The following is a 19,158-nucleotide window of genomic DNA, read 5'->3' as shown; positions in this document are numbered from 1 at the left end:
GTTCACATCCGCTCCACGAGCATGGCGACGCCCTGGCCGACGCCGACACACAGCGTCGCGAGACCCCTGCGGGCGTCCTCCCGCTCCAGGCGGCCCAGCAGGGTGAGCAGGATGCGGGCGCCCGAGCAGCCGAGGGGATGACCCAGCGCGATGGCGCCGCCATCGGCGTTGACCTTGTCCTCGTCGAGCTTGAGGCGGCGCATCACCGCCAGGGCCTGGGCCGCGAACGCCTCGTTCAGCTCCACCGCGTCGAGGTCCCCAGCCTGCCATCCGGCCCGGGCGAGGGCCTTCTCGGTGGCGGGCACCGGGCCGAGGCCCATGACATGGGGCTGGACGCCGGCCGAGGCGGAGGTGACGATGCGCGCCCGCGGAGTGAGGCCGTACCGGTCCACGGCCGCAGCACTCGCCACGACGAGGGCGGCGGCTCCGTCGGACAGTGGCGAGGAGGAGCCGGCGGTGACGATGCCGTCCTTGCGAAAGATCGTGCGGAGCGTGCCGAGCTTCTCCAGAGTGGTCGTGGGACGGGGGCCTTCGTCCCGAGCGACCTCGCCGTCCTTGACCGGGACCGGCACGATCTCGCGGTCGAAGCTGCCCGCCTGCTGAGCGGCGACGGCCCGCTGGTGGCTGCGCAGCGCGAAGGCGTCGGACTCGGCGCGGGTGATGCCGTCCAGGGCCGCGACCTCCTCCGCGGTCTCGCCCATCGACAGGGTCACCTTCACCGTCTCGGGTCCGGCGCCCGCGGGCACGGCACGGCCGGCGGCCGTGAAGCGGGGGTTGGTGAACCGCCAGCCCAGTGACGTGTCGTGCACCTCCCCAGGCTTGGCCCAGGGAGTTCCCGGCTTCTCCATCACCCACGGTGCACGGGTCATGGACTCCGCGCCCCCCGCCACGACCACGTCGGCCTCGCCGGTACGGATCGCCTGGGCTGCCGAGGCGACAGCGGTCAGGCCCGAGGCGCACAGCCGGTTGACGGTGTAGCCGGGCACCGTGTGCGGCAGACCGGCCAGCAACAGTGCCATGCGGGCGACATCGCGGTTGTCCTCGCCGGCCTGGTTGGCCGCTCCGAGGATGACCTCGTCCACGGCGTCGGACGGGATGCCGGAGCGGCGCACGGACTCGCCGACCACGAGGGCGGCCAGGTCGTCGGGGCGAACGGAGGCCAGCGCGCCACCGTAGCGCCCCTGCGGCGTGCGGGCTCCGTCGATCAGGTAGACCTCTTCGGGCATCAGGCGGCCTCCTCGGCAGTGGCGACGGGACGACGGGACTGCAGCACGGAGAAGCGGCCGGTGACGAAGGCCGCATCGGACAGGGTGGCGCTGGCCGCGGGGTTGGCAGCACTGCCGTGGAAGTCGCTGAAGGCGGCGGACTGGTTGACGAAGATCTGACCGGTGAGGTTCTCGGACAGGTGGACGCCGGCTTCCAGGGCGGCCTCCTCGGCGGCGGCCAGCGTCTCCTCGTCGGTGGTGTGGACCGCAGCGGTCAGCGCCCCGTGCGCCCGCACCGTCTCACGGAAAAGCTCCAGGCTGTGCTGGGTGGAGTCTGTGCGGATCACGAACGACACCGGCCCGAACCACTCCCGGGTGTACACCTCCCGGTCGGCCTCCGCGTCCAGCAGCGCCACGAGCGGCGTCCGCACGTCCGCCTCGGCGTACTCCGGGTGTTCGACGGACGTCGATGCGCGTACGGTACGGCCGACACCGGCCGCGTCAGTCAGCCGGTCGCGCACACCCTTGTTGACGATCGCGCCCAGCGCGCCAGCAGCGCGCGCGGGGTCGCCCAGCAGCTTGTCCAAGGCTGCGGCCAGGTCGGCGGCGAACTCGTCGGCCGTCCGCGGTCCCTGGTCGGTGGCCATGCCCTCGCCGGGGATCAGCAGATTCTGCGGGGTGGTACACATCTGCCCGCTGTACAGCGACAGCGAGAAGGCGAGATTGCCCAACAAGCCGCGGTAGTCGTCGGTGGAGTCGAGAACGACCGTGTTCAGGCCGGCCTTCTCCGTGTACACGACCGCCTGGCGGGCGTTGGTCTCCAGCCAGTCTCCGAACTCGGTCGAACCGGTGAAGTCGACGATCCGCACGTCCGGGTCCAGGGCGAGCGCGGCGGCGTGCCGGCCTCCGGGTGCCTCGGCGACCAGGAGGACGAGGTCGGGGCTGAATCCCGCCTCCGCCAGCACTTCGCGGGCGATGCGCACCGTGATCGCCAGAGGCAGTACGGCGCCCGGGTGCGGCTTGACCACGACGGGGTTGCCGGTGACGAGCGAGGCGAACAGGCCCGGATAGCCGTTCCAGGTGGGGAAGGTGTTGCAGGCGATGAGCAGTGAGACACCCCGGCCCACCGAGGTGAACGTCTTGTCCAGCACGAGGGCGTCGCCCTTGCGCTGGGGCTTGCTCCAGCGGGCGGCGGCCGGGTGCTTCTTCTGCGCGGCCCACGCGTAGGCGACGGCTTCGAGCCCCCTGTCCTGCGCGTGCGGGCCTCCTGCCTGGAAGGCCATGACGAACGCCTGGCCGGTGGTGTGCTGCACGGCGTGGGCGATGTCGAAGCTCGCCGCGTTCAGACGGGCCAGGATCTCCGCACAGACGCCGGCGCGCGTGTCCGGGCCGGCCGCGCGCCAGGCCGCCGTGGCGGCCTTGGCGGCGGCCACGGCCGCCGTCGGCGAGAGCCGCGGGTAGCTGATACCCAGCGGGAACCCGTACGGGGAGTGCTCCTCGGGCGCCACGCGCCCCTCCCCCGGGTGTCCGGGCAGGTCGAAGGGCCTGCCGATCTGCTCCCGGAAGGCCGCCTCACCCAGCTTGGCGGCGTCCTCGCCGTACACCGACTTGCTGGGCGACTCCGGATAAGGAGTCCAGTGCTCCCGTGACTCCGTCGCGCTCACCGCCCGTTGCAGCAGTTCACGGTGACGAGTGAAGAAGTCGTGCGCCGCAGGGCTTTCGTTCGGCATGTGGCTCACCTCTTGACAGGCAATGGCGTGGCTTGATTTGTTGACCGTGCCGCACGCTAACCGAATGTTCGGTCGGGACACAAGATGGTGGAAACCGTGACGGAAGCAACGCCCACGATGCCGGGGCCGACGACGCGCATGCTCGCCGCGGACGAGGCTTCACGCCTCCTCGGTATCGAACTGCTGGAGCATGGCGAGGGAACCGCTGTACTGCGCATGACCGTGACGGCGTCCATGGTCAACGTCCTGACGGCCACCGCTCGGGAGGTCACCCGCTTCGGTCGCAGCGGCATCTATGACGTCAGCGTCGTACGCGGCGAGACGGTGATCGCGGAGTTCCGCGGCCGCAGCCGCAGCATCCGGAGCACGGAAACCAAGGAGCCGCAATGATCAGCGAACCGACCGCACCGATGGACGTCCGCCTCCGCCGCGGTGAGCCCCTGCCGACGGAACTGCAGGACGACGCGGAGCGGATGTCGCGCGAGGAGGTGGAAGACCTTCAGCTGCGCCGTCTGCGCCGCACGCTTCGGCACGCCTACGACAACGTCGAGCTGTACCGCAAGACGTTCGACCAGGCCGGCGTGACGCCCGACGACTGCCGCACCCTGAAGGATCTGGCCCGGTTCCCCTTCACTACCAAGGCCGATCTGCGCGAAACCTATCCGTTCGGCATGTTCGCCGTGCCCATGGACCAGGTCCGCCGGATCCACGCCTCCAGCGGCACCACGGGCCGCCCCACCGTCGTCGGCTACACCGAGAACGACCTGTCGACGTGGGCGGACGTGATCGCCCGCTCGATCCGTGCAGCCGGCGGCCGTCCCGGCCACAAGGTGCACATCTCCTACGGCTACGGCCTGTTCACCGGCGGCCTCGGCGCCCACTACGGCGCCGAACGGGCCGGATGCACGGTCATCCCCGCCTCCGGCGGCATGACCGCCCGCCAGGTGCAGATCATCCAGGACTTCGAGCCCGAGATCATCATGGTCACCCCGTCCTACATGCTCACCCTGCTCGACGAGTTCGAGCGCCAGGGCGTGGACCCGCGCTCCACCTCCCTCAAGGTGGGCATCTTCGGCGCCGAACCGTGGACGGAGGAGATGCGGCGCGAGATCGAGGAGCGCATGGACATCCACGCCGTCGACATCTACGGCCTCTCCGAGGTGATGGGCCCCGGGGTGGCCCAGGAGTGCGTCGAGACCAAGGACGGCCTGCACGTCTGGGAGGACCACTTCCTCCCCGAGATCGTCGATCCGCTCACGGACGACGTCCTCGCCGACGGCGAGAGCGGTGAACTCGTCTTCACCTCGCTCACCAAGGAGGCGCTTCCGATCATCCGCTACCGCACCCGCGACCTGACGCGACTGCTGCCCGGCACCGCCCGGACCGCCTTCCGCCGGATCGAGAAGATCACCGGCCGTTGCGACGACATGATCATCCTGCGTGGCGTGAACGTCTTCCCGACCCAGATCGAAGAGGTGGTGCTGCGCACCCCGGGCGTGGCACCGCACTTCCAGATCCAGCTGAGCACGCGGGGACGGATGGATCACATGACCGTCCGCGTGGAGGCGGTTCCCGGCGCGGGGCCTGAGCAGCGCGCGGCAGCCGCCCGCGCGATCGCCGGGGGTGTCAAGGACGGCGTCGGAGTGAGCGTGGCAGTGGAGATTGCGGAACCGGAGAGCCTTGAGCGCTCCCTCGGCAAGCTCAAGAGGGTCAAGGACCAGCGCACGGCGTGATCCGTTTCCTTGCCACAATGGGCGGGGTGAGCAATACCCCCATAGGACATCCCGCACGGCGCGGGGAGCGGGCGGTCTACGACCGTGACTCCCTCCTGGAAGTCGCGGTCATGGTCTTCAACGAGCGCGGCTACGACGGCACCGGCATGGAGGAGCTGGCCCGGCGCCTCGGCCTGAGCAAGTCGAGCATCTACCACCACGTCGCCGGCAAGGAGGAACTGCTCTCCCTCGCCCTCACTCGTGCTCTGGACGCGCTGTTCGCCGTGCTGGACGAGGCGCCGGCACCGGACGCGTCGGCCACCTCGCGGCTCAGGCACGTCGTGCGCGGCAGCGTCGAGGTGCTCGCGTCCGAGCTGCCGTACGTCACCCTCCTGCTGCGGGTGCACGGCAACAGCGACACCGAGCGGCGCGCGCTCACACGGCGGAGGGAGTTCGACCACCGGGTCGCCGACCTGGTCATACGCGCCTCGGCCGAAGGGGGCATACGCGACGACATCGATCCACACCTGGCGAGTCGTCTGCTGTTCGGCACGGTGAATTCCCTTGTGGAGTGGTACAGGCCCGACGGAGGTCTTCCCGTGACGGCGCTGGCCGACTCCGTCACGGCCGTGCTGTTCGACGGGCTGAGTCACTGGGAAGCCGCCGACGCCGGCGCAGGACGCCGCTCTGGCCACGTGCCGGACTGAGCCACGGGCGCCGCACCTCAACGCGACAGCTGCCCGCACGGCAAGAGGCCAAGGAGAACGGGTCCTGGTCACCCGGATCACCGGCTCCCCCTGCACCGTGCAGTGCCCCTCCGCTCTTGTCGGCTCCGGCGACCGTGATCTGGTCAATGTCGCTCTCCACGGCAAGGGCCGAGCCGGGGTGCAACAGGACGGCCGCCAGTGCCTGCCCGACGCCGGAGACCTGGTCCTCCCCATCCCACGAGCGAGCTGTCGAGCCACGCATCAAGCCTTCCGGGCGGACGCCGGGCGGCACATCAGGTCCCCTGCCACGGGGAGCACACCAGCAATGCGGGACACCGCCCGGCGTCATGCCGGCCATTTGCAGCCCGGACGCGGCAGGGCGTCTGTTCGGATTCCAGTGCGGCGGCGCCACCGACCCGAGCCGACCGCAGCTGGGCCATTCCCCCCAGGCGTGGCTGCCGGCTACGCCCCGCCCGCAACGCGCGCACGGACATGCGCACGTTGCGGGCACGGGGCGCGCGAGTGGTCAGCGCTCAGAGTGCTGGTGAAGCGGCCGGATCCCGGGACTGATCGATTCAGCCGCCGCTCTTACGCCTGAACGACCGCTGGCTCGCAGCCGGGCCGTGCGCCGCACGCACCTTCGACGTTTCCGGGTTGCCGGCGACATCGGCGGCGTCCGCCTGCGCACCGCGCTTGCGCGCCAGGGCTTCGCGGAACTTGCGCTTGAGGTCGTAGTTGCCGTCGCTGTCCGGCTCCAGAGGGGACGCTTCGGGGGCAGCCGGCTCCGAACCTTCCGTAGGTACGGGCTCTGCGGTCATGGTGACCTCCTGGGTTCGGGGGTGGGCCAGCACAGCTTGTCATGCCGGGCGCGCTGCGGGGCGCCGGCAACATCATCCTGCTCCGTTTCGGCGGGTAACCCTCTCGCCGCCGAGGGCGTTCGCTTCGTAGGTGGGGGCACACTACGGGCTTCGGGCCGCGCCAACGGCTGTCGATCCCGTGGCCAGGAGACTCGCTGCCAGGGCAGCGGCTCTCAGCCGTTGCGACGCACGAGGGCGGCCTTGCGGGCCTCGGCGAGCTTGCGGGCCTCGGCGGCCTTTCTGGACTTGCCGCCGGCGCCGCGGGAGGTGTCCTTGCTGGTGCCGAGACCGCGGAACGGGGCGTTGGTGTTCTTGGGCCGGGGAACGGCGGGCCCGCCGTCGAGCGGGGTGCCGGAGGGAGCCTTGGCGCCGGTGATCCGGCTCAGCTCCGCCTCGCCCGAGCGCACCTTGGCGACGGTCGGCTCGATGCCGGCCCCGGCCATCATTCGGCTCGTCTCGCGGCGCTGGCCCGCCAGCACGAGCGTGACCACGCTGCCGGACTCGCCGGCGCGGGCGGTGCGGCCCGCCCGGTGCACATAGTCCTTGGGGTCGGTGGGCGGGTCGACGTTGACCACGAGATCGAGGTCATCGACATGCAGGCCACGGGCCGCGACATCGGTCGCCACCACTACGGTGATCTGGCCGTTCTTGAACTGGGCCAGGGTCCGTGTGCGCTGTGGCTGGGACTTGCCGCTGTGCAGGGCCCCGGCGTGCACCCCGTTGGCCCGCAGATGCAGGGTGAGCTGGTCGACGGCGTGCTTGGTGTCGAGGAACAGCAGCACGCGGCCGTCGCGGGCGGCGATCTCCGTGGCGACGGCGTAGCGGTCGGGGCCGTGGACGACCAGAATGTGGTGCTCCATCGTCGTGACCGTGCCTGCGGCCGGATCGACCGAGTGGACGACGGGTTCGTGGAGGTAGCGACGGACCAGCTGATCGACGTCGCGATCGAGAGTGGCCGAGAAGAGCATCCGCTGACCGTCGGGGTGTACCTGGTCGAGCACGTCGGCAACCTGCGGCAGGAACCCCAAGTCGCACATCCGGTCGGCCTCGTCCAGCACGGTGATGCGTACCCGTCCCAGGCGGCAGGCGTTGCGCTCGATCAGGTCGTGCAGACGTCCGGGGGTGGCCACGACCACCTCGGCTCCCTGGCGCAGCGCGGCGGCCTGCCGGCTGATCGACATGCCGCCGACGACCGTGGCCATCCGCAGCTGCAGTGCCTCGGCGTACGGCGCCAGCGCCTCAGTGACCTGTTGGGCCAGCTCCCGGGTGGGCACAAGGATCAGAGCGAGGGGCTGCTTCGGTTCGGCGCGCCGCCCAGCCGTACGGGACAGCAGCGGCAGGCCGAAGGCGAGCGTCTTGCCCGATCCGGTGCGCCCGCGCCCCAGGACATCGCGCCCCTCCAGTGCATCGGGCAGCGTGGCGGCCTGGATCGGAAAGGGTTCGCGCAACCCGAGGCCGCTCAGTGTCCGCAGCACCTCCACCGGCAGTTTCAGACCGGCGAAGGAGACGGCCGGGGGCAGCGCCGGGGTCGTGGCCTCGGGCTGGGCGGGACCGCCGTGAGCGATGCCGGAGTCATCGGGATGCTTCATGAACAGCCTTCCGCAGAGGAATGTACCGAGGAAGGCCCGGCAGGATTGAACAGCCCACGCACAAGGGGACGAACAGGCAGAATCGCCCACCGCGACGACCACGCAAACGCATGACACTAACACCTACGGCGCAGTGCGCGAGTTCCTGTCTCACCGGACCGGTATCGGTCGGTGGCCACCGCACACAGGAGAGCGAGTGATTGCAGCAGGGCGCCCGTCTTCCCACCACCTGATCGGTGCGGGTTCGGGCGGCCACGCAGTCCGAGGCCCTTCCGAGCGAGGCGCCGGGCGGCGCAGCCGAGGCGTGGGACGGGCGTTCCCCGCCGGCCACGACCTGAAGTGGTCGGAGCAGGAGCACGTCAAGGGCATGACGGAGGCGGAACTGGTGGCGGCCACGGAGTGCCCGCACGCGATCCCGCGGCAGATCCGGGCGTGCCCGGTGCCGGTGGTGGCGAGGGTGCACGGCCACGCCCGTTCGACGCCGCCCAGGCGCGGGCCCGGGACCTGGTGAACCGCGCCGTGCCCGACGCGGACCTCGCCGCGGAGGTACGGCGGGTCGTCGCGCTCCTGCGCACCAAGTCGCCCACCGTGCTGCGGCCGGCCGCCTTCTCCGACGGCCGCCGCCCGCGGTTCGCCCAGTCCTGAGCGATCCCGAACGCGAACGGTCACTCGGCGCACCGCTCACCTCGCTGACCGCCTGCATCCAGTGGAACAGCACACACACGGGAGCAGAAAGGCCGTCCCACCTTTCACGTCTGTCATGCGGGGGTGCTCTGCGTGTTTCATAGAGGTGTGGTCTGCGGTGCGCGATTATATGGACGCGGCACAGGACTTTTCCCAGCCGGGTTGGGCGCTATGGGGCGCTGATTGGCTGGGGAGACGTGCTCGGCACGAGCAAAGCCGACGACATCAAGAGCGGCAGCCGGCAGAAGGAACACCGAGACAGGAAGAAGGACGGGCATGTCCGGCAGTGAAAGCGAGAATCCAGCAATCCCTTCGCCGACGCCCACACCGACTCGGCGGCCCAGGACGAACCGGGACTGGTGGCCGAATCAGCTGGACCTCCAGGTTCTCCACCAGCACTCGCCCCGATCCAACCCGATGGACGAGGACTTCGACTACGCGAAAGAGTTCGCGACCCTCGACGTCGACGCGCTGAAGCGTGACGTCTTCGAGGTGATGACGACATCCCAGGACTGGTGGCCCGCCGACTACGGTCACTACGGGCCGCTCTTCATCCGGATGAGCTGGCATGCCGCGGGAACGTACCGCATCGCGGACGGCCGCGGCGGTGGCGGCAGCGGCGCACAGCGCTTCGCCCCCCTCAACAGCTGGCCGGACAACGCGAGCCTGGACAAGGCGCGCCGTCTGCTCTGGCCGGTCAAACAGAAGTACGGCCGGAAAATCTCCTGGGCCGATCTGCTGGTCTTTGCCGGAAACTGTGCCATGGAATCCATGGGGTTCAAGACGTTCGGGTTCGGTTTCGGGCGAGAGGACATCTGGGAACCCGAGGAGATCTTCTGGGGACCCGAGGACACATGGCTCGGAGATGAGCGTTACAGCGGCGACAGGGAACTCACCGGTCCTTTCGCCGCCGTACAGATGGGACTGATCTACGTCAATCCGGAGGGACCCAACGGAAACCCGGACCCGATGGCTGCCGCCCGGGACGTTCGGGAGACGTTCGGGCGCATGGCGATGAATGACGAGGAGACGGTCGCACTCATCATCGGCGGCCACACCTTCGGCAAGTGTCACGGCGCGGTCGAAGCCAGTTATATCGGCCCGGAACCCGAGGCCGCCTCCATCGAGCAGCAGGGCCTCGGCTGGCGGAACACATACGGCAGCGGCACGGGCCCCCACACACTCACCAGTGGCCTGGAGGGCGCATGGACCACCGAGCCGACCAAGTGGGACAACGGCTACCTGGACAATCTCTACGGGTACGAGTGGGAGTTGACGAGCAGCCCCGCCGGCGCCCACCAGTGGACCCCCTCGGATCCCGCGGCCAAGAACGCCGTACGCGACGCCCATGATCCGTCGAAGCGGCATGCCCCCATGATGCTGACGACGGACCTCGCGCTGAAGGTGGACCCGGTCTACGGCCCGATCACGAAGAGGTTCCACGAGAACCCGGACGAGCTCGCAGTGGCGTTCGGCAAGGCGTGGTACAAACTGCTGCACCGCGACATGGGTCCCCTCTCGCGATACCTCGGCCCGTGGATCCCCGAGCCGCAGCTGTGGCAGGACCCCGTTCCCGACGTCGATCACGAACTGGTCGGGGACGAGGACATCGCTGCCCTCAAGGGCAGGATCCTCGCCTCGGGCCTTTCCGTCCCCCAGCTGGTCACCACCGCCTGGGCGGCGGCGGCAAGCTTCCGCGGCACCGACAAGCGCGGCGGGGCGAACGGAGCGCGAATCCGGCTCGCGCCGCAGAAGGACTGGGAGCTCAACGCCCTCCCCGAGGTGACCGAGGTACTGCGCACGCTCGAGCGGATCCAGCAGGACTTCAACCTCTCCCAGACCGGCGGAACGCGGGTCTCCCTCGCCGACCTGATCGTCCTCGGCGGGTGCGCGGCCGTCGAGCAGGCCGCGAGGAACGCCGGTTACGACATCACGGTTCCGTTCGCACCGGGGCGTACGGACGCCTCGCAGGAGCAGACCGACGCGGCGTCGTTCGCCGTGCTGGAGCCCAAGGCGGATGCCTTCCGCAACTACCTTCCGCCGGGCGAGAAGCTGTCCCCGGAGACCCTCATGCTGGACCGCGCCAACCTGCTGACGCTGACCGCTCCCGAGATGACGGTGCTGATCGGCGGCATGCGGGCCCTGAACACCGGCTTCAAGGGATCTCCCCACGGTGTCTTCACCCACCGGCCGGGACTCTTGACCAACGACTTCTTCGTCAACCTGCTCGACATGGGCACGGAGTGGAAGGCGTCGGCTACGGACGAGAACGTGTTCGAAGGCCGGGATCGCGTCACCGGCGAGGTCAAGTGGACCGCCACCGCCGTCGACCTGATCTTCGGTGCGCACTCCCAGCTCCGGGCCGTCTCGGAGGTCTACGCGTCCCAGGACGCGGGAGAGAAGTTCGTACGTGACTTCGTGGCGGCGTGGAACAAGGTGATGAACCTCGACCGGTTCGACCTCGTCTGAGCCCGACCTCCCGGCCGGCCCTCATCGGCCGGCCGGGACGTGGCGAAGCGCGGAAGGTGCATGGCGGGCACGGGACCGGTCATTCCGGCTCACCGGTGGGCGCCGCTCACCGGAGGCGTCCTCCGGCCAGGGCGCCGGCCTCCGGGTCACCGATGCGGGCCGACGAGAGCGGGACCGGCGTGAACATGGGGGGCTCCTCGTCCGGGGTCAGCGCGGTCGGGCCGTACAGCCAGTCCACGAACGAGTAGTCGTAGCTGTCGCGGGCGCGCAGCAGCACATTGCGCTGCTCGCGGGCGACACCCTGGAGGTGCCACAGCTCGCCCCACGTGCGGGACGTGGTCACCACGCGGCGGCAGTGCTCCGGGCGGACGGCCTCGTAGGCGGCGAGGGCGGCGCCCCAGTCGATCGTGCCGTCCTCGGCACGGTTGCGGGCAAGGTGCTCGCCCAGCACCCAGCCGTCCTCGATGGCCATGATCGCGCCCTGCGCGATGTACTGCAGCGGCGGGTGCGCGGAGTCACCGAGCAGCGCGATCCGGCCGTGGACCCAGTTCATGATCGGGTCGCGGTCGAACATCCGCCACCACTTGTCCCGCCACATGAACGGCAGACCGTCCCGGACGAAGCCGCAGGTCTTGGCGAAGGCTGCGTCGAGCTCGTCCGGCGTGCCCCAGTCCTCCTGGCCGGCCAGCGCCTTGGGGGACTCGAAGACCGCGACCTGGTTGAGCAGCTCGCCGCCGCGCAGACCGTAGTGCACGAAGTGGCAGGCGGGGCCGACGTACACCACGACCTCGCTGAGGTCGACGGACCGCGCCCGCGGCAGCCCGGCGGGGACGGTGCCGCGGTAGACGACGTACGCCGACGAGACGGGCTGGTCGTCGACGAGCAGCTTGCGGGCGACGGAGTGCAGTCCGTCGGCCGCGATCACGACGCCCGCCTCATGGGTCTCGCCGGAGGCGCGGGTCACGCGGGCGCCGTCGTCGGTGTTCTCGTACGAGGTCACCTGCGCGTCGGTGATCAGCTCCACACCGGCGCGCTCGCACGCGCGCAGGAGCAGGCCGTGCAGGTCGCTGCGGTGGATGACCATGTACGGGTAGCCGTAGCGCTTTTCCAGGTCCCGCAGGTCGAGCCGGGTCAGCTCGTGGCCGTCGACGGCGTCGCGCATGATCATCGCGTCCGGGACGACGCCGAGGCTCTTGGCCTCTTCGAGGAGGCCGTAGTCGTCGAGGATGCGGGTGCAGTTGGGGGCGAGCTGGATGCCCGCGCCGACCTCGCCGAAGGCGGGGGCGCGTTCCAGCAGGCGGACGCTCGTGTCCTGGCGGGTCAGCGAGAACGCCGCGCCGAGGCCGCCGATGCCGCCACCCACGACGATCGCATCAGGTTGGTACATGACGTGCTCCTCTACAGCCACGGGCCGAGCTCGGGAGCGTCGGCGAGTGAGTGGGGACGGCCGGCCAGCCAGGCGGCGACCTCGGGCAGAGGGCCGTCGGGGAGCTCGGTCAGCCCGCGTCTGGTGCTGATCTCGTCGGCCAGGGCGGTCAGGAAGCCGCTCGGGAGGTCGGCGAAGGTGATGCCGGTGCCGAGGTCGACGGCATGGACGCACACCTCGCGGGCGCGCATCCACGGCAGCTCCGTCGCGGGGACGGTACGGCCCTGGGCGGTGACGACCTCGTGCTGCCACTGCCGGTGGGTGAGCCGGTTCAGTCCGTCGCCGAACGCCCGCGCGGAGGCGGTCACCCAGGAGCGGAGCTCCTCGGCCGGCAGGGTCGAGCCCTTGGCGATGCCGGCGGCGCGGTCCTGGGGGGAGGCGTACATCGGCGTCCTCTCGCCGGTGGCCGCCCAGTGCACCAGGTTGCACAGCGCGTCGGCGTTGGCGGCGACGTGCGCCACGAGCTGCTTGCGGGTCCACCCGGGCAGCACGCTGGGGGCGGAGAAGCCGGCCATGTCGAGGCCCGCGACGGCGTCGAGCAGCAGCTTGGTGCCCGTACGGGCCCACTCGCACGCGTCGGCGAACGTCCGTGTGCGGTCCGTCATGCCTCGACCACCTTGTTGGTGCAGGCGCCGAGGCCGCTGATCTCGGTGACCACGGTCTGGCCGGGGCTGAGGAAGACCTGCGGCTTGCGGGCGTTGCCGACGCCGGCCGGGGTGCCGGTGGCGATGATGTCGCCCGGACGCAGGGTGATGACGGTGGAGATGTACCGCACCAGGAAGACCGGGTCGAACAGGAGCGTGCCGGTGTCGTCCCGCTGCATGACCTGACCGTCGACGACCGTCCTGACCTCCAGCGCGGGCCGGACGCCGCCGGCCTCGTCAGGGGTGACGACATAGGGGCCGACCGGGGTGGAGGCCTCCCAGATCTTGCCCTGCGTCCACTCGATGGTGCGGAACTGCCAGTCGCGCACCGAGATGTCGTTCATGACGGTGAAGCCGGCGATGGCGTCCGCGGCCTGCTGCTCGTCGGCGCGGCGCACCTGCTCGCCGATCACGACGGCCAGCTCGGCCTCCCAGTCGAGCGCGTCGGTCTCCGCCGGCTTGACGATGTCGTCGCCCGCGCCCAGCAGCGTCTCGGCGAACTTCGGGAAGAGAGTCGGGTGGTCCGGCAGCTCCCGGCCCATCTCCTTGATGTGGTTGGTGTAGTTGTGGCCGACGCAGACGACCTTGGACGGGTTGGGGACGACCGGCGCGAAGCCCGCACCCTGGACCGGGTAGGTGGTACCGGAGGCGGCGGCCTTGGACCGCCAGTCGGCCTCGGCGAACAGCTCGCCCAGGTCGGAGTACCCGAGGTCGACGAGGACCTCGCCGTCGAGGCGGACCGCCCGGGTCCCGTCGGCGGTGCGGATGGTGGCGAGCTTCATGGTCAGGCGTCCTTCTGGGTGCGGTTGAGCTTGAGCGCCTCGAAGACGGGCGCGTCGGAGAAGCGGAACAGGTCCAGGGCGCCCTCGTCGGAGTCGGTGGCGCCGGCCTCGGACTTCGCGGAGAACGGCGCCCAGGACGGGACGACGAACATGTCGCCGCGCGTCACGGACCAGGACTTCTCCCCGACCGTGACGGTGCCGGAGCCGTCGAAGACCTGGCAGACCGACGAACCGGTCTCGCGCACCGGCGCGGTCTCGGCGCCGCGGGCGATGCGGTGGAACTCGGCGCGGATGGTCGGCAGGACGTCGGAGCCGTCGTACGGGTTGGAGTAGCGCACCGCGGCGTGGCCGGGCTCGACGGTACCGCCGAAACCCTCCTTCTCCATCAGGAGTTGGTCGCTCAGGGCGGCGTTGGTGTACTCCCACTTGCAGCGATCGGAGCGCGGTCTCATCGCAGTCGGCGTGCTGGTGCGTGACCGGGACGGCACCGCGCTGGCCGGCCTGTCGGTGTCGATGCCCAGCGTGCGCTACGACCCGCACCGCCTCCAGTCCCTGGTCGCCTCCCTGGACGCCGCGGCGCACGCGCTGGAGAAGGACCTGGCCGAGCAGCACTGAGCCACGCACGAGCGGGCGAGGCCGAGGCATCGTGAAGCAGGTGAGTTCAGGGAGGTTTCTCTGCCGCACCCGCTGCGCGAGGGGATGGCGCGATGTGAGGAGAAGCCCGGGGCCACGAAGGACGTGTACCTGCTGCGCTGCACAAGCGGCTACCACACCTGCACCCGTGGCAGCTGAAGGGCGAGTTCGAGCAGTAGTGCGCTCAGTTCTGCCGGCATGGTGATCATGCGGTCGTCCCCGGTCGGCAGTTCCCGCACCTGGGCCGGAGAGCCATTGGGCTGTGTCGCGGGAACGGGCCGCCGTACGATGCCCTCCTGCTCCACGCCGGCACAGTGGATGTGCGTGCGCGGGATCGCGTTCACGGCCGGGTTGTCCAGCCGGACCGGTTGCTGCAGGCAGCGCACCGGCTGATCCGAGAGCACGGCCCGCAGCCATGCGACGTCGGCTGGGTCGGTGACCCCGAACAGGCCAAGGGGCGCGGGCATCTCGGGCAGCGGCGGAATGCGCCGGCCCCTGCCGGACTTCGCGGCCAGGTCGATCAGGTGGTCCTGGGTCATGGGTTGGACGTCGACGGCGGTCTCGCCGTGCTGCGGGACCATCGCATCGAGGTACACGTCGCCTTCTGGGCAACCGTGCCACCGCTCACCTCGCCCCGCGCGACCTGGACCTCTGGACGTCGAACGGCGTCTGCACCGGGTCACTCCGATCGCCGACGCGCCCGTCGGACCGGACGGACGCGAGTCCGAACTGGTCGCCGGACGCCCCTTCGCCGCCGACCACCCGTCGCCTGGCGTCCTGACCCGCCGATCGAGCGGCCGCCGGCACCGTGCCCACGGGGCGCACGGCGAGTCGGCGAAGCCGGAGCCGCCGTCCGGTGTCGCCGCGCCGGGCTGGTCCATACCCGGCGCAGGCGTGGTGGATCTCGCCGGTTCAGCAGCCGGAGTCGGCGATGACGAAGTAGCCCGGGGAGGTCTCCTTCAGTGTGTGGGTGACGGCGACGTTGTACAGGCCCATGTTCTGGCCGGAGCCGTTGGCATAGGTGTAGCCGCCGCTCTGGTGGGCGCGTCCGGCCTGCACCTGGTTGTAGTTGTTGTCGGTGTAGCACTTGGGCGCCGAGCCTGTCGTCGTCGCCGTGACCGGCGCGGACGACGCGCCGACGGCGCCGGAGGAATCGACCGCGGCGACGGTGTAGCTGTAGGAGGTGCCGGCGGACAGGCCGGTGTCGGTGTACGTGGTCCCCGACGCGGAGCCGACCTTCGTGCCGGCGCGGTAGACGTTGTACGACGCGGCGCCGCTGACGGAGTTCCACGACAGCGAGGCGCCGGTGTCGGTGGTGCCGGTCACCGTGAGGCCGGACGGGGCGGGCAGGGAACCGGTGCCGCCCTGGCCGCCGCTGCCGTCCAGGCCCCAGAACTTCGCGGTGTAGTAGCTGGAGCAGATGTAGTTGAGGTAGTAGGTCCCCGTGCTGCCGCACTGGTCGGCGCCCGAACCGGGGTTCACGGCCAGGCCGTGCGCCATGCCGGACACCGAGAACAGGGCGACGGCGGGCTTGCCGGTGCTGTCGTTGTAGATGCTCTCGGTGGTGCCGCCGGTCAGGTTCTGGGTGCTGGAGGCCGTCTGGCCGATGCCCCAGACGTCGGTCCACTGGTCGCGCAACTCGGTGCCGTTGACCGGGGCGACGGTGGTGTCGGACGTTCCCTGCCAGACGGCGACCCGCGGCCACGGGCCCGAGTACCCCGGGTAGGAGTTGCGGACCTTGTCGCCCCACTGCGTCGGGGTGAGGTTCTGGTTGCTGTACTGGCATCCGGAGGCGGCGGTCTGCGTGGTGGCGCACTGCGCGGGGAGGCCCGAGTCGACGGAGCCGCCGGCGAAGACGTCCGGGTAGTCGGCGAGCAGGTCCGCGGTCATGCCGCCGCCGGCGGACAGGCCGGTGACGAAGATGCGGCTGCGGTCCGAGCCGTACTGCGCCACGGCGGTGTCGACCATCTGCTTGATCGAGGCCGCCTCGCCCTTGCCCCGGGTGTCCTTGGTCGAGTCGAACCAGCTGAAGCAGGACAGGCTGTTGTTGGCCGAGCTGGTCTGCGGGTAGACGACGGCGAAGCCCCACTGGTCGGCGAACTTCTGCCAGCCGGAGTGCGTGTGGTAGTCGCTCGCCGACTGGGTGCACCCGTGCAGAGCCACCACCAGCGGGGCGTCGGCGGGCAGGTTGGACGGGGCGTACTCGTACATCGCCAGGTTGCCGGGGTTCGAGCCGAAGTTGGTGACCTGCTGGAGGGTGCCGGCGGCCGCCGCGTTCGTCGCGAGGGGTGTGACGACGGTCAGGCCCGCGGCGAAGGCGCCCAGTGCGGCGGCCAGTGCGGTGCGCCGGAAGAATCCGCGCCAGGAGGAGTGAAGCATGGTGCGACTCCGATGAGTGGTGGGGAGGGAGGGGGACGCGGGCGCGGCGCGCCGCCCGGCGGTCCCACCCCGCCCGGCTCCGCCCCGCGCCCGTCCCTTCGGCCGGCCTGCGCGGCACCCGGCCGCACCCGGCCCACTGTCGTACCGGCTTGCTGGAAGCGGACCGTACGACCGGCCGGCCCACCGGCGACATGTGAGGGACATCCAGGACTGCGGTGCCCGGCGTGGCTCGTACACCCATGGTGTCGGCGGTGGCGCTGTGACATACGACGCACCGTGCGGGCCGGCGCACCCCGCGCTGACCGGGTGTTCCGGGCGGGCAGGGCGCGCCGCAGCACCCGCCGACCGCCGACACATGGTGGCCGAACCCATCTCATGCTTGGAAAATATGTCGCCGACCCACGTGTCTCACCTCCTGGTTCCTACCTAGCGTGTTCGGACATGGACAGCACCAAGAGCTCCGACGAGGGCTCGCCCCAGCATCCCGGGCCCGGTGACACCACCGCGCCCGGTCTGGCCTCGACCCGGTTTCTCGCCGGCCGCAAGGTTCTCGTCACCGGTGCGGCGAGCGGGATCGGCCGAGCCTGTGCCGAGGGCTTCGCAGCGGCCGGTGCCGAGGTCTACGTGGTGGACCGGGCCGCCGAGGCCGCCAAGGAGGTGGCCGAGGCGATCGGTGGCATCGCCGTCGTGGCGGACCTCTCCGAGGCCGACGCCGTGGACGCGCTGCCGGACGACGCCGACATCGTGGTCAACAACGCGGGTCTGCAGCACGTCGCCCCCGTACACGAGTTCCCCCCGGAGCGGTTCGCCCTGATCCAGCGGGTCATGGTGGAGGCGCCGTTCCGTATCCTGCGCCGCACCCTGCCCCACATGTACGCGCAGGCCTGGGGCAGGGTCGTCAACATCTCCTCGGTGCACGGACTCAGGGCCAGCGCCTACAAATCGGCGTACGTGGCGGCGAAGCACGCGCTCGAGGGCTTGAGCAAGGTGGTCGCCCTGGAGGGCGCCGCGCACGGCGTGACCAGCAACTGCATCAACCCCGGCTATGTGCGCACGCCGCTGGTGGAGGAGCAGATCGCCCACCAGGCGCTCGCCCACGGCATCCCGCCGGCGGACGTGATGGACCAGGTGTTCCTGGACCGCACTGCGATCAAGCGCCTGATCGAGCCGGCCGAGGTCGCAGAGGCGGCCCTGTGGCTGTGCACCGGACGCAGCGGCTACATCACCGGCAGCTCGATTCCGCTGGACGGCGGCTGGACGGCTCACTGACGGTACATCAGATCAGGGTCACCGGCCGGCTGTTGCCGGTTCCGGCCGGCTGCGGCCGGCCGGAACCACATCCGCGCCGCTCAACACTGCCGTCGCCGGTCAGGGCAGCGTCCAGAACCGGACGGTGACGAGGTAGAAGACGACGGCCCAGAAGGCCAGCGCCACCACGACGACGCCGAGGCCACGGAGGTGTGCCCTTGCCGGTTCGTCCGGAGGGGGCCGCAGCCAGCGCCCGAGCAGCGGGTTCACGTAGTAGGGCATGGTCAGGAAGCTCATGATGAAACTCGACAGCAGGTTGCCCACGAGCAAGCCGGCCCAGAGCCGCATGTGCAGCGGGGACAGAGCGAGCGTCAGCAGCACGACCGTCGGGTACAGGCCGACCCAGACGGCGAGAGAGGTCCTGGTCACGGAGGGCGGCGGCGGTGCCTCCCTGCCGTCGCCCGCGAAGGCGAACCAGCTGCCGAACGAGTTGTCGATCGTACGCAGTTTGAAGTCGCTGAACTTCTCGCCCTCGGCCAGCATCTCCTGCCGTCGGGGCGACGTCAGCCAGGCGTCGAGGTGCTCGGCGCTGTCGTAGCGGTACAGCGTGGTCCATTCCTCCTGCAGCCCCTCGATGGGGCGGAAGAGCTCGGTCCCGCGAAACCCCTCGAACTTGCTCTCCTCCTGGACCATGTGGTGCTGCCAGACAAGGAAGTCGTCGACCTGGTTCGGGGGGACGTGGTGGGTGACCACCACGGTGACCAGCGGATCCAGTGACTGGGTGCCGCTGCTGACCACCTGCTGGGTCGCCGGACCGTCGAAGTACTTGGCGCCGACGTCGAGATACGTCTGTCTGGTCGCGCTGTTGATCCACGCCTGCAGATGCGGTATCGAATCGAACCGGTACACGACGACCCAGTCGGGTTGCAGCGGGGTCGGCGGGGAGATCTCGGCGCCGAGGAAGCCGGGGTAGTAGGCGGCCGCGGCGTTGAGGTCCTCCTGCCACTTCTCGAACTCCTGGTCCATGCCGGGATGGACCTTCTGGCCGATGATCGCCGTCGCCGCGGCGGCTACGTTCTTTTCGGTGTTCATG

17 protein-coding genes and 2 pseudogenes are annotated in these 19,158 nt (G+C 70.3%); 8 read left to right on the top strand and 11 right to left on the bottom strand.

The window, feature by feature from the left end:
- Nucleotides 1-2: 2 nt before the first annotated feature.
- Nucleotides 3-1,226 carry a thiolase family protein gene (locus SRB17_RS08825; RefSeq protein WP_153536503.1) on the bottom strand — a complete coding sequence of 408 codons (1,224 nt, stop codon included), beginning with the start codon at nt 1,224-1,226 and terminating at the stop codon, nt 3-5.
- On the bottom strand, nt 1,226-2,935 hold the full coding sequence (paaN, locus tag SRB17_RS08820; protein ID WP_153536501.1) for a phenylacetic acid degradation protein PaaN: 1,710 nt from the start codon (nt 2,933-2,935) through the stop codon (nt 1,226-1,228). Before paaN ends, SRB17_RS08825 begins: the two co-directional genes overlap by 1 nt.
- A gap of 84 nt (nt 2,936-3,019) precedes the next feature.
- Here paaN and SRB17_RS08815 point away from each other — a divergent pair, with 84 nt between their 5' ends.
- The 3 genes from SRB17_RS08815 to SRB17_RS08805 are packed head-to-tail and all read left to right on the top strand — an operon-like array spanning nt 3,020 to nt 5,354.
- Nucleotides 3,020-3,325 (top strand): hypothetical protein, encoded by a 306-nt coding sequence (locus tag SRB17_RS08815; protein ID WP_153536499.1) that lies wholly within the window; start codon nt 3,020-3,022, stop codon nt 3,323-3,325.
- Nucleotides 3,322-4,668: a phenylacetate--CoA ligase PaaK gene (gene paaK, locus SRB17_RS08810; RefSeq protein ID WP_153536497.1), complete on the top strand. Its 1,347-nt coding sequence runs from the start codon at nt 3,322-3,324 to the stop codon at nt 4,666-4,668. The genes SRB17_RS08815 and paaK overlap by 4 nt, the downstream gene beginning before the upstream one ends.
- 26 nt (nt 4,669-4,694) lie before the next feature.
- Entirely contained in the window at nt 4,695-5,354 is a 660-nt protein-coding gene (locus SRB17_RS08805) for a TetR/AcrR family transcriptional regulator (RefSeq protein WP_416237034.1), read from the top strand.
- A gap of 575 nt (nt 5,355-5,929) precedes the next feature.
- On the opposite strand, the gene SRB17_RS08800 is transcribed toward SRB17_RS08805, so the two are convergent.
- A complete protein-coding gene (locus SRB17_RS08800; protein ID WP_153536495.1) occupies nt 5,930-6,172 on the bottom strand; it encodes a DUF5302 domain-containing protein in 243 nt (80 codons plus the stop codon).
- Between the two features lie 212 nt (nt 6,173-6,384).
- Entirely contained in the window at nt 6,385-7,800 is a 1,416-nt protein-coding gene (locus tag SRB17_RS08795) for a DEAD/DEAH box helicase (protein ID WP_153536493.1), read from the bottom strand.
- Between the two features lie 304 nt (nt 7,801-8,104).
- Between SRB17_RS08795 and SRB17_RS46045 the strand changes: the two genes are divergently transcribed.
- The 3 genes from SRB17_RS46045 (at nt 8,105) to katG (ending at nt 10,953) form a co-directional block, all read left to right on the top strand.
- Nucleotides 8,105-8,311, top strand: a complete 207-nt coding sequence (locus tag SRB17_RS46045) for a hypothetical protein (RefSeq protein WP_228395929.1) — start codon at nt 8,105-8,107, stop codon at nt 8,309-8,311.
- An 8-nt stretch (nt 8,312-8,319) separates the two neighbouring features.
- Entirely contained in the window at nt 8,320-8,445 is a 126-nt protein-coding gene (locus tag SRB17_RS47530) for a hypothetical protein (RefSeq protein WP_267133417.1), read from the top strand.
- Nucleotides 8,446-8,760: 315 nt separating this feature from the next.
- Nucleotides 8,761-10,953, top strand: coding sequence for a catalase/peroxidase HPI (katG, locus tag SRB17_RS08785; RefSeq protein ID WP_153536488.1), 2,193 nt, complete (start codon nt 8,761-8,763; stop codon nt 10,951-10,953).
- Nucleotides 10,954-11,059: 106 nt separating this feature from the next.
- On the opposite strand, the gene SRB17_RS08780 is transcribed toward katG, so the two are convergent.
- The 4 genes and pseudogenes from SRB17_RS08780 to SRB17_RS08765 form a co-directional block, all read right to left on the bottom strand.
- Nucleotides 11,060-12,340 (bottom strand): FAD-dependent oxidoreductase, encoded by a 1,281-nt coding sequence (locus SRB17_RS08780; protein WP_153536486.1) that lies wholly within the window; start codon nt 12,338-12,340, stop codon nt 11,060-11,062.
- A gap of 11 nt (nt 12,341-12,351) precedes the next feature.
- A complete protein-coding gene (locus SRB17_RS08775; protein WP_153536484.1) occupies nt 12,352-12,984 on the bottom strand; it encodes a maleylpyruvate isomerase family mycothiol-dependent enzyme in 633 nt (210 codons plus the stop codon).
- Nucleotides 12,981-13,805 carry a fumarylacetoacetate hydrolase family protein gene (locus SRB17_RS08770; protein WP_153536482.1) on the bottom strand — a complete coding sequence of 275 codons (825 nt, stop codon included), beginning with the start codon at nt 13,803-13,805 and terminating at the stop codon, nt 12,981-12,983. Before SRB17_RS08770 ends, SRB17_RS08775 begins: the two co-directional genes overlap by 4 nt.
- A gap of 2 nt (nt 13,806-13,807) precedes the next feature.
- Nucleotides 13,808-14,233, bottom strand: a pseudogene (locus tag SRB17_RS08765) (cupin); the annotation flags it as partial.
- Between the two features lie 34 nt (nt 14,234-14,267).
- On the opposite strand from SRB17_RS08765, the gene SRB17_RS08760 reads away from it, so the two are divergent.
- A complete protein-coding gene (locus SRB17_RS08760; RefSeq protein ID WP_323375202.1) occupies nt 14,268-14,420 on the top strand; it encodes an IclR family transcriptional regulator domain-containing protein in 153 nt (50 codons plus the stop codon).
- A gap of 149 nt (nt 14,421-14,569) precedes the next feature.
- On the opposite strand, the pseudogene SRB17_RS08755 reads toward SRB17_RS08760, so the two are convergent.
- Nucleotides 14,570-15,034 (bottom strand): annotated as a pseudogene (locus SRB17_RS08755) (alpha/beta hydrolase); the annotation flags it as partial.
- Nucleotides 15,035-15,350: 316 nt separating this feature from the next.
- Nucleotides 15,351-16,817 (bottom strand): alpha/beta hydrolase family esterase, encoded by a 1,467-nt coding sequence (locus SRB17_RS08750; RefSeq protein WP_153536480.1) that lies wholly within the window; start codon nt 16,815-16,817, stop codon nt 15,351-15,353.
- 441 nt (nt 16,818-17,258) lie between these two features.
- Here SRB17_RS08750 and SRB17_RS08745 point away from each other — a divergent pair, with 441 nt between their 5' ends.
- Nucleotides 17,259-18,086 carry a 3-hydroxybutyrate dehydrogenase gene (locus SRB17_RS08745; protein ID WP_153536478.1) on the top strand — a complete coding sequence of 276 codons (828 nt, stop codon included), beginning with the start codon at nt 17,259-17,261 and terminating at the stop codon, nt 18,084-18,086.
- 99 nt (nt 18,087-18,185) lie between these two features.
- Here the strand turns inward: SRB17_RS08745 and SRB17_RS08740 are convergent, their stop codons facing one another.
- A complete protein-coding gene (locus tag SRB17_RS08740; protein ID WP_153536476.1) occupies nt 18,186-19,157 on the bottom strand; it encodes an antibiotic biosynthesis monooxygenase in 972 nt (323 codons plus the stop codon).
- Nucleotide 19,158 lies beyond the last annotated feature (1 nt).

The organism is Streptomyces sp. RB17 (assembly GCF_009604455.1).
Classification (GTDB): Bacteria; Actinomycetota; Actinomycetes; order Streptomycetales; family Streptomycetaceae; genus Streptomyces.
Note: the sequence above shows the minus strand (reverse complement) of the source record. Positions and strands in the feature narration are given on the sequence as shown.